The sequence below is a fragment of the Pseudomonas sp. MYb541 genome (assembly GCF_037479595.1).
GTDB classification, from domain to species: domain Bacteria; phylum Pseudomonadota; class Gammaproteobacteria; order Pseudomonadales; family Pseudomonadaceae; genus Aquipseudomonas; species Aquipseudomonas canadensis.
On record NZ_JBBGYS010000056.1, the window covers coordinates 33083 to 43600 of the forward strand.

Consider the following 10518-nt stretch of genomic DNA (forward strand, 5'->3'; position numbering starts at 1 on the left):
GGCGTTTTGCCATTAATTTCGCCGTTGCTCACGACGGCACAGACATCATCTGATTTTTAAGGAGCGCATTCATGGCTGTTGGTCTTGGTCCTTTGCCCACATTGCACCCGGTTGCCGGTTTTGAACTCGGTATCGCTTCTGCCGGCATCAAGCGCCCGGGGCGCAAGGATGTGGTAGTGATGCGCTGTGCCGAAGGCTCGACCGTCGCCGGTGTGTTCACCCTCAACGCGTTCTGCGCCGCGCCAGTGATCCTGGCCAAGCAGCGCGTTGCCGGCACGATCCGTTACCTGCTGACCAACACCGGCAATGCCAACGCCGGCACCGGCGAGCCAGGCCTGGTGGCGGCCGCGCGCACCTGCGCCAAGCTGGCCCAGTTGACCGGCGTTGACGCCAGCCAAGTGCTGCCGTACTCCACCGGCGTGATCGGTGAACCGCTGCCCGTCGAGAAAATCGAAGGCGCATTGCAAGCCGCGTTGGACGACCTGTCTGTGGATAACTGGGCCGCGGCAGCAACCGGCATCATGACCACCGATACCCTGCCCAAGGGCGCCAGCCGCCAGTTCGTGCACGATGGCGTGACCGTCACCGTGACCGGTATCAGCAAGGGCGCGGGCATGATCCGTCCGAACATGGCCACCATGCTCGGCTACATCGCCACCGACGCCAAAGTCTCCCGCGACGTGCTGCACAGCCTGATCCTCGACGGCGCCAACAAGTCGTTCAACCGCATCACCATCGATGGCGACACCTCGACCAACGACTGCTGCATGCTGATCGCCACCGGCCAGGCCAACCTGCCGGAAATCACCGAGGCCAGCGGCCCGTTGTTCGCGGCGTTGAAGCAAGCAGTGTTTGAAGTGTGCATGGACGTGGCCCAGGCCATCGTGCGTGACGGCGAGGGCGCCACCAAGTTTGTGACCGTTGAAGTGAATGGCGGCGGCAATCACCAGGAATGCCTGGACGTTGGCTACACCGTGGCGCATTCGCCGCTGATCAAGACGGCGCTGTTTGCCTCTGACCCGAACTGGGGCCGTATCCTGGCCGCTGTGGGCCGTGCCGGCGTGCCGGACCTGGACGTGAGCAAGATCGACGTGTTCCTCGGTGACGTGTGCATCGCCAGCCGTGGCGCCCGCGCCGAGACCTACACCGAAGCCCAGGGCTCGGCGGTGATGCAGCAGGAAGAAATCACCATCCGCATCGAGCTGGGTCGCGGCGCGTGCAGCGAAACCATCTGGACCACCGACCTGTCCCACGAGTACGTAAAGATCAACGCGGAATACCGTACCTAAGAGGATAAGCACGGTGAAACGAGTGCATGTAGCAGCCGCGGTTATCCGCGGTGTCGACGGCAGGATCCTGCTGGCGCGCCGCGCCGATACCCAGCATCAGGGCGGCCTCTGGGAGTTTCCCGGCGGCAAGGTGGAGGCCGATGAGTTGGTTGAAACCGCACTGTCCCGCGAATTGCAGGAAGAGCTGGGCATCCAGGTCACCACGGCGCGGCCGCTGATCAAGGTGCAGCATGATTACCCGGACAAACAGGTGTTGCTGGATGTCTGGGAAGTCTCGGCCTTTACCGGCGAGCCGCACGGAGTCGAGGGGCAACCGTTGGAATGGGTGGCACCTCGGGACCTGCTCAACTATGAGTTCCCGGCGGCTAATGCGCCGATCGTTGCGGCGGCGCGTTTGCCTGCCGAGTACCTGATCACCCCTGGCGAACTGGAAACCCCGACGTTACTGCGGGGTATCCGGAAAGCTATAGCTGGCGGCATCAAGCTGGTGCAACTGCGTGCGCCCAATGGCTACGACCCTAAATACCGTGACCTGGCGGTGGACGCAGTAGGCCTGTGCGCCGGCAAGGCTCAGTTGATGCTCAAGGGACCGTTCGAGTGGCTGGGGGATTTTCCTTCGGCCGGTTGGCACATGACCTCGGCACAACTGCGTAAATACGCGAGCAAAGGTCGACCGCTTCCTAAAGATCGTTGGTTGGCGGCGTCTTGCCACAATGCCGAGGAGCTGGCACTGGCAGAGATGATGGATGTGGATTTCGTCACGCTGTCGCCGGTGCAGCCGACCCAGACTCACCCTGATGCACAGCCATTGGGATGGGAGCAGGCGGCAGAGTTGATCCGTGGGTTCAGCAAGCCCGTATTTCTGCTAGGCGGGGTTGGGCCCGCCGAGCGGGAACAGGCTTGGGAGGCTGGGGCTCAGGGTGTGGCGGGGATTCGGGCATTTTGGCCTGAGGTTTGATGGTGTTCTGACGGGCCTCTTCGCGAGCAAGCCCGCTCCCACAGTTGACCGAGTTCTACCTTTGAAATGCGGTCGAATGTGGGAGCGGGCTTGCTCGCGAAGGCGTCAGATCAGGCACTGAAAACTCAGTGGGGCTTAGCAGCCGCCTGCCACAACACCTCAGCCACACCCTGGCGCTTGGCAATCACCCGCGCCGCCACAAACAGCAGATCCGACAGCCGATTGATGTACGCCAGCCCCACGCCTTCCAACGACTCAACCGCATTCAACTGCTGACACCGCCGCTCCGCACTGCGCGCCAGGCTTCGGCATACATGGGCTTGGGCGATCAACGCCGAGCCACCGGGCAGGATGAAGTTCTCCAGCGGCCCCACTTCCTCATTCCAACGATCGATCGCCGCTTCCAGTCGATCCACTTCCGCAGCGTTCAACGCTTTGTACACCGGCATTGCCAGTTCCCCCCCCAGATCGAACAAACGATGCTGGCAAGGCGTAAGCACCTCGATCACATCCCTTAACTCCGGATGCTTGCCACTCTGTTCTTCGAGGCTGGCCAGCAACAAGCCCAACTGGCTGTTCAGCGTATCCACCTCACCAATTGCCTCCACCCGTGGGTGGTCCTTGGGCACGCGGCGGCCATCGCCCAGGCCGGTTTCACCCTTGTCGCCGGTGCGGGTGTAGATCTTCGACAGGCGAAAGCCCATGGTTAGTGCTCCAGTTGATTCAATTCGTAAGGAGGAATTTGGCTGCCGGCCAATGGCAGGCGCAGGGTGAAACAGGTGCCCTGGCCCAGGGTGGAATGCACTTCCATCTGGCCCTTGTGGTTGTTGGTGATGATGAAATACGACACCGACAGCCCAAGCCCGGTGCCCTGGCCGATTTCCTTGGTGGTGAAGAATGGCTCGAAGGTGCGCTTGCGCACGTTCTCGCTCATGCCGATGCCGTTGTCTTCCACCTGGATCTCCGCCCAGGGCGGGTTGAGGCGAGTGCGCAGGATGATGCGTCCCGGTTCGCTGTCGTCTTCACGCAGGTGAATGGCTTGGGCGGCGTTTTTCAGCAGGTTGAGCAGTACTTGTTCGAGTTCGTTGGCGGTGCCGGGCACCGGGCCGAGTTGAGGGTCGAACTGGCGGATGATTGCCTGGCCCTTGAAGTCGAAGCCGATGGCCAGGTCGAAATCATTGCCGGCGATTTCCACGGCCTGGTCGATCAGCGCAGGCAGGTCGCATGGTGCCATCTGCCGGTTGCTGCGACGGCTGAAACTGAGCATGTGGGTGACGATCTTCGCCGCCCGCGCCCCGGCCTGCTGGATGCCATCCAGCAACTGCGGCACTTCGCGGCTTTGCAGGTAGCAGTTGACCGTTTCCAGCTCGATGCCAGCCTGTTCCGCATGCTCCAGGTTCTTGGGCAAATCGGGGGACAGGCGGCGGCGGATGTTCTGCACGTTATGCAGTATCGCCCCTAGCGGGTTATTGATCTCATGGGCCATGCCGGCAGCCAGGCCACCCACGGAAAGCATTTTCTCCGACTGCACCATCATTTCTTCCAGGGACAAGCGCTGGGTGATGTCATCGATACGGATCACCACGCCACGCCCGGCCCCGCCCATCAGCGGGTAGAAGGTCAGAGCGTAATGCTTGGCTTCGTCGTCCTTGAACCAGGTGACACGCTCGATGCGCTCCACGGTGTGTTGCTCAACTGCCGCCCGGATCTGCGGCAGGTAAGGCTTGAGCGGCTGGAACGCGAGGTAGATCGGCTGGTTGAGGGCTTCGTCCAGGCGTGTGCCGGAGAGGGCGCTGGCCTCCTGGTTCCATTGGGTGACGTAGAGCTGTTCATCCAGGGCGATCAGCGCCGAGGGCATCGAGTCGATGATGCTGTTCAGGTAATTCTGGAAGCCGGTGAGTTTCTTCTCGATCTTGCTGCGAACCTGCACTTCCAGTTCCAGTTTGCGGTTGGTGTGGCGAGTTTCCTCCGCCAGACCCTGAGCCTGGTCATACGCCGCCTGGGAGTCGTCCCGCGCGCGTTTGAGTTGTTGCTCACGGGCTTCGATGCGCGACAGCATGGTGTTGAAGGCTTCGGCCAGGCTGCCGATTTCATCGTGGTTGCCGCGACCGGCGCGCAGGGCGTAGTTCTCTTCGCGGGTGACTTGGCGTGAAAGCTCTTCCAGCTCGTGGATCGGCCGGGTGATCAGCCGTTTGATCTGGCGGGCGATGATCAGCCACAACAGCACGCTGAAAATCAGGATGCCCAGGCTCGCCGTCAACGTGCCGGTATAGAACGCTACGGGCAACTCGCTGCTGGCCACCAACAACAAATGCCCGGACGGCTGGCCTGCGCGGGGGAGTGTAATGACTTGGTTACTGCGAAACTCGGTCACGCGCCAGGCTTCGATGTGCCGATAGTTGTCCGGCAGGTGCAGGCGGTCGCCGTGTTGCATCTGCGCCAGGCGGTTGCCTTCGCCGTCGTAGAGGGCGGCGGCGCGCAAGGGCGAATAGCTGGTCAGTTCGTTGAGCAGCGCGTCAGCCTTGGCCGGCGATTCGAGGGCTTCGGCGGCGAGCGCGGGGTTGGACACCAGGCGGCCGATGGCCTGTAAGGCCTGGGGCGCCATGCTTTCCTGGGAGATCCAGTAGGCGGCGCTGATAAAGGTCAGGTTGGCCACCAGTAGCACGGTGGTCAACAGCACCAGCAGGGCGGCCAGCAGTTTCTGCCCGACCGGTAGGTTTTCTAGACGCTGGCGCAGCGGCATCAGGGTTTTCCCAGGTGATAGACAGGCGGGCAGGGTAGCGCGTGGCTCAGTCGCGGGGCAATCCGCGTGCAAGCAAGTGCTCCACCAAGCGTACTTGCAGTTGTTGCAGGTGCGGCAGGTTCAGTTGGTGACGAGAGGCCGCCTGGCAAGCATAGCCCAATAGATAGCTGATTTCGGTGCGACGGCCGGCGGTTACGTCCTGATACATGGACGAGTAGTTGGCGGCGGTGGCCTGGATCACCCGTTCCACTTCGTGTTGCAGGTCCTGGGCGGCAGCCGGTTGGCCGCAGCACTCCAGCAGTTCGCCGAGTTCGGCGCACAGGGTTGCGACTTCGCAGTGATGGGCTTGCAGTTCTCCATTACGGCACTGGTACAGCACGGTCAGCGGGTTGATGGCGCAATTGAGCGCCAGCTTGCGCCACAGCCGTGTGAGGATGTCGGTGCTCCAATCGTGGGGGATACCGGCCGCTTGCAAGTCATCCAGCCAAAGCGGCGGGGTGGGGTGGCTTGCGTCTCCCAGCCAGGTGTAGCCATGGCCGGCAAACACCACACGCCAGTCGCCATCGCGAAACGCGCCTTCGGTACTGGAGGCAAAGATGCAGCGTGCCTGGGGCAGTTGCGCGGCCACAGCATCCTGGCTGCCGAGGCCGTTCTGCAACAGGATCAGTTCGGCTTCGGGTGCCAGCCGGTGCTGCAACTGTGCGACGGCGCCTTGGGCGTCGTAGGCTTTGCACGCCACAAGTAGACGATGAATCGGCTCTGGGCTGTCAGGCGTTTCACCAATCACCGGGTAAGTGTGTTCTATGCCGTGTTCCACCAGGGTCAGCCCCTTGGCTGACTGATAATTGGCCAGGCGCGCCGCATCGCGCAGGATCAACCGCACGGGCACGCCTGCACGCGCCAGACGCGTGGCCCACAGTGTACCCAGGCTGCCGGCGCCGAGAATATGCCAAGTGGTCGACATCAGTTTGTACTCCGAAGGGGCGCCCGCAGCGAACGGGACAAAAGAACCGCTATAATGCCCCGGCATTTTAGCTTGGGCGCGCTCCATCTCTACTGAGCCCGCCCCTTATATTGGAGAAATGACATGCCTTCGTTCGACGTGGTATCCGAACTGGACAAACACGAAGTCACCAACGCCGTCGAGAACGCCGTCAAGGAACTGGACCGTCGCTATGACTTGAAAGGCAAGGGCAGCTTCGAATTCAAGGAAAAAGAGCTGACCGTCAACCTGACCGCTGAAGCCGATTTCCAGCTGGAAGCGATGATCGAGATCCTTAAGCTGTCGCTGGTCAAGCGCAAGATCGACGCGCAATGCCTTGAAATCAAGGACGCCTACGCCTCCGGCAAGCTGATGAAGCAAGAAGCGGTCCTCAAGGAAGGTATCGACAAGGAGCTGGCGAAGAAGATCGTTGCTCACATCAAGGACGCCAAGCTGAAAGTCCAGGCCGCGATCCAGGGTGAGCAGGTTCGCGTCACCGGCAAGAAGCGTGACGACCTGCAAGAGGCCATCGCGGCCCTGCGCGCCAAGACCTTCGACATGCCGCTGCAGTTCAATAACTTCCGCGACTGATGGCACTTTGGGGAACCTGTGAGCGTTTTTGACGTCCCACGCCCCAGAACTTGCGCCGACTATTGAGCCCTACGGGGCTCAATTGCATTTATGGCCACTCAATACGCCGAACATCCGGTAAATAGGAGAATGTAGATGGATTTGAACGCTGAAGTGGATCACCTGATCAAGACCTCGGAATCATGGCTGCCGATGATTATGGAATACGGTAGCCGGTTCTTGCTGGCTTTGGTCACCTTGGTCATCGGTTGGTGGCTGATTAACGTGTTGACCCATCGCGTGGGGCGCCTGCTGGCCCTGCGCAATGCTGACATGGCGCTGCAACATTTCATTACCAGACTTGCGAACGTCGCCCTCAAAATCATGCTGGTGGTCAACGTGGCCTCGATGATCGGCGTGGCAACCACCTCGTTCATTGCGGCGATCGGCGCCGCCACCCTGGCCATCGGCATGGCATTGCAAGGCAGCCTGGCGAACTTCGCCGGTGGCGTGCTGATTCTGTTGTTCCGCCCGTTCCGCATTGGTGACTGGATCGAAGCCCAAGGTACTTCGGGCACCGTCGATAGCATCCAGATCTTCCACACCGTGCTGCGTACCGGCGACAACAAGACCGTGATCGTACCGAACGGCATACTGTCCAACGGTCTTATCACCAACACCAACCGTCAGCCGACCCGCAAGGTGGTGTTTGATGTGGGCGTCGACTATGAAGCCGACCTGCAGAAAGCCCGTGAAGTGTTGCTGGAGCTGGCGAAAGATCCACGCGTATTGGCAGACCCGGCTGCGGTGGCGGTGGTGTCGACCTTGGGTGACAGTTCGATCACCGTTTCCCTGCGTTGCTGGACCAAGACGGCCGATTACTGGGACGTGGTGTTCATGTTGAACGAACTTGCACGGGACCGTTTGAAAGCGGCAGGGATTGATATTCCGTTTCCGCAGCGGGTTATTCGTGTGATGCAGGAAACAGCTGCCAAGTAATCTGGGATCATTTTTGAACTTGGCCGTTAGGTCAGGTTCAAGGTGTAAGCGGTAATCTCGTTAGTTAGCTTGCTAGTTATTCCAGTGCTGAAACATTACAGCCATAAAAAAGCCGCTCCCTTGTTAAACAAGGGAGCGGCTTTTTGTTTAAGGCCGAGGCCTTAAGTCATCGTTGTAATTAAAGCGTCAATTACAAGATGTTCAGCGGGTATTGCGCGATCAGACGTAGTTCGTCGATGGACGAAGAACCGTAGTAAACGCCATCAGACGAACGATAGGTCGCTTGACGCACACGCAGGCTCAGGTCTTTGGCCGGGCCGCTCTGGATCACGTATTTGGCTTCGATGTCGCGTTCCCACTCTTTACCGTTCGAGGTGGTGGCAGTGTTGGCGCCGCTACCGGTCACGTAACGAGTCATGAAGCTCAGGCCAGGAATGCCGAAGGTTGCCATGTTGATGTCGTAGCGCGCCTGGTAGGACTTCTCGCCTTCGGCGTTGAAGTCGGAACGGGCGATGGAGTTGGCCAGGAATACCGTGCCGCCGCCGTCTACGCCGTAGCCGTAGTCGCCGTCGCCGGTAACTTTCTGGGCAGCCAGCGTGAAGGTGTGAGCACCGATGGTGTACGCACCCTGCAAGCTGAACGCGCGGTTATCGAGCTTGGTACGTTCTGCGAACGGCAGAGCGCTGTCTTTGGAAGCACGTTGCAGGCCTTCGCCTTCGCTCTTGGTGTCGTAGATATTGAAGTCCAAGGCAAACGACTGGTCATCGCTGATCGCGTGGGTCCAGTTGAGGTTGCTGTAGTACTTGCGGAAATAATCCTCAGTTTTTGCGTAGTACAGGCTACCGGTGAACTCAGGTGTGAAGGAGTAGACACCGCCGACGAAGTCGGTTTTGGTCAAGCCCAGGCTGTCATGGTAGGTCTGGTTTTGCGCGACGCTGGAAGTGAAGTGACCGCCTTCAAGCTTCAGGCCTTTGATCTCGCTGCTGGTGATCGAGATACCCTGCGGCAACTCTGGCAGCAAACGGCTATCGTCGGAAGCGAAGACTGGGGCTGTGGTGTATTGATCACCAATTTTAAGCACAGTATCGGAGATACGGAATTTAACCGCGCCGCCGCCTTTGGAGTAGTCGTCTTGCGAGCGACCGTCGGAACCGGTTGGGAACAGACCAGTACCAGCGCGACCCTTGCCGCTGTCGAGCTTGACGCCCAACAGGCCAATCACGTCAACACCGACACCGATGGTGCCTTGGGTGAAGCCCGATTGGTACAGGGCATTGAAGCCCAGGCCGGATTCTTCGGCACGGCTCTGGGAACCTGGGCCCGACGGGTTGTTGCGGAAATCGCGGCTGAAGTACAGGGCGCGAGTGTTGATGCTGAAAGTGCTGTCTTCAACAAAGCCTTTGGAATCGCTTTGGGCGGACGCCATTGCGAACTGCGTAGTGCCTGCTGAAACAGCCAGGGCGATCATGCTCCACTTCATCACGCGCATCGTGATTTGCTCCTTTGGTTTTAGGAAGAGTACTGCCGTCCCACCTATATTTTTGTCTGGGCGGCTCTTTCTTTTTGTGTCGGCGCAAAGTTATATCACGCTGACAATATTGGCGATACTTGCCCAACTTTCCTTTCAGCTTCTTTACGAGCTTGTCGTAGATTGCTATATCCATGTCGCAAATTCACAGCCTCACTGTAACGAGGCTGACAACTTCAATGCTGTTTTCAGACCGTTAAAAGAACGCAAAAAAACGTTACTTTGTTAAGTTTGAAATGTTCCTTGGCGCGCATTGAACCGCTGCTGTTTTTCATCGCGAAACACCTGCTTCCCGTCCGGTGCCGTTGCCGACGATAGAGGGATCAATGCAGCAAGCGTGCCCAAACCGTAAATCGAATGTCATTTTTTCGTGAAAAACGTTACCGCTTCGTGAAAACCGCATAAGCACGGGGTTTTTACGCCGATTGGTTTGGCCTTGACGCTCGGGCTCTGTGCCTGTGTTGTGGTGCATAAATCCTGTATCTGGGAAAAACGTTACCCGTTCACCCCATTCAGTGGGTAATCGGCGGATCTCTTTGAGGCGCAATTGGGTCATTTTGGTGCATGGCCTCTGATGCCTCAGTGTTTGGGTGATGGCTCAATGCCTTGTTTTGTGAGGCCTCTGCATCGCGGTTCTCATCGCAATGTTCTGATCTGTGCTTGATCAATCGCCGAAGGATTGATGGTTGAGCGTAGTCGAAAAAATCGTTTGGATCGAAATGGTGCACTTTTTTTCGCCACGCCTTGCCTGGGCGCGTATTGGTCGGCGTGAAGCAATAGCGATTCGCGGGTATGCTGGTGGCCTTGAACCTGACCTGCCGAACGGAGTGCCTGCGGTGTTCGCTTTAGATCAACGCCTTCAACAAGACACACTGGTCATCGGGGATTTCCCCCTGTGCCGCCTGCTGTTGTCCAATGACTCGAACTACCCTTGGTTCATCCTGGTGCCGCGCATCAACAGTATCAGCGAAGTGTTTCAACTGGATGTCGTCGACCAGCAACGCCTGTGGCAGGAAACGACTGCCCTGGCCCAGTTGCTTAATGAAGGTTTGGCCGCCGACAAGATGAACATCGGCGCTCTGGGCAACGTGGTCAGCCAGTTGCACGTGCATGTGATTGTGCGCAAACGTGATGATGCCGCCTGGCCTGCGCCGGTATGGGGCAAGCATCCTGCGCAGCCTTATACCGATCAGCAAGTGTCAGCCATTCGTGCTCGTCTGCGCGAGCTGTTGCCCGCCGACTTCGTCTTTACCCAGGGTTGAATCATGGATCTGCAAGACCGCGTCAACGATCTGGAAAGTCGCCTGGCCTTCCAGGACGACACCATCGAGACTCTCAATGACATCCTTGTCACCCAGCAGCGCGCCGTCGAACGCCTGCAACTGCAGATGACCGCGTTGCTCAAGCGCCAGGAAGAAATGGGCGGTCAGTTCGAAACGTCCGAAGAAG

10 protein-coding genes are annotated in these 10518 nt (G+C 59.1%); 6 read left to right on the forward strand and 4 right to left on the reverse strand.

The features are described from left to right. Nucleotides 1-71 precede the first annotated feature (71 nt). Complete coding sequence (gene argJ / locus WH299_RS26475) at nt 72-1289, forward strand: bifunctional glutamate N-acetyltransferase/amino-acid acetyltransferase ArgJ (protein ID WP_028617753.1); 1218 nt, start codon at nt 72-74, stop codon at nt 1287-1289. Nucleotides 1290-1302: 13 nt separating this feature from the next. Further along, on the forward strand, nt 1303-2247 hold the full coding sequence (locus tag WH299_RS26480; RefSeq protein WP_123478508.1) for a Nudix family hydrolase: 945 nt from the start codon (nt 1303-1305) through the stop codon (nt 2245-2247). Nucleotides 2248-2372: 125 nt separating this feature from the next. Here the strand turns inward: WH299_RS26480 and WH299_RS26485 are convergent, their stop codons facing one another. From WH299_RS26485 to WH299_RS26495, 3 genes are read right to left on the reverse strand one after another with little or no spacing between them, the layout of a single operon-like run. Beyond that, a complete protein-coding gene (locus WH299_RS26485) occupies nt 2373-2951 on the reverse strand; it encodes a cob(I)yrinic acid a,c-diamide adenosyltransferase (protein ID WP_068937975.1) in 579 nt (192 codons plus the stop codon). Nucleotides 2952-2953: 2 nt separating this feature from the next. Next, complete coding sequence (locus WH299_RS26490; protein WP_126570685.1) at nt 2954-4990, reverse strand: sensor histidine kinase; 2037 nt, start codon at nt 4988-4990, stop codon at nt 2954-2956. A gap of 46 nt (nt 4991-5036) precedes the next feature. Then, entirely contained in the window at nt 5037-5954 is a 918-nt protein-coding gene (locus tag WH299_RS26495; RefSeq protein WP_339551755.1) for a putative 2-dehydropantoate 2-reductase, read from the reverse strand. A gap of 123 nt (nt 5955-6077) precedes the next feature. Here WH299_RS26495 and WH299_RS26500 point away from each other — a divergent pair, with 123 nt between their 5' ends. Then, complete coding sequence (locus WH299_RS26500) at nt 6078-6563, forward strand: YajQ family cyclic di-GMP-binding protein (protein WP_003175814.1); 486 nt, start codon at nt 6078-6080, stop codon at nt 6561-6563. 135 nt (nt 6564-6698) lie between these two features. Continuing rightward, nucleotides 6699-7541, forward strand: a complete 843-nt coding sequence (locus WH299_RS26505) for a mechanosensitive ion channel family protein (RefSeq protein ID WP_122728582.1) — start codon at nt 6699-6701, stop codon at nt 7539-7541. Nucleotides 7542-7731: 190 nt separating this feature from the next. Here WH299_RS26505 and WH299_RS26510 read toward each other — a convergent pair whose 3' ends face one another. Further along, nucleotides 7732-9030: an OprD family porin gene (locus tag WH299_RS26510; protein ID WP_323624779.1), complete on the reverse strand. Its 1299-nt coding sequence runs from the start codon at nt 9028-9030 to the stop codon at nt 7732-7734. Between the two features lie 875 nt (nt 9031-9905). On the opposite strand from WH299_RS26510, the gene WH299_RS26515 reads away from it, so the two are divergent. Together WH299_RS26515 and WH299_RS26520 are read left to right on the forward strand one after the other, a co-directional pair. Beyond that, nucleotides 9906-10331: an HIT domain-containing protein gene (locus tag WH299_RS26515; RefSeq protein WP_122728733.1), complete on the forward strand. Its 426-nt coding sequence runs from the start codon at nt 9906-9908 to the stop codon at nt 10329-10331. A gap of 3 nt (nt 10332-10334) precedes the next feature. Next, nucleotides 10335-10518, forward strand: a 184-nt coding sequence (locus tag WH299_RS26520; RefSeq protein WP_339551757.1) for a SlyX family protein, incomplete at its 3' end; no start/stop codon positions are given.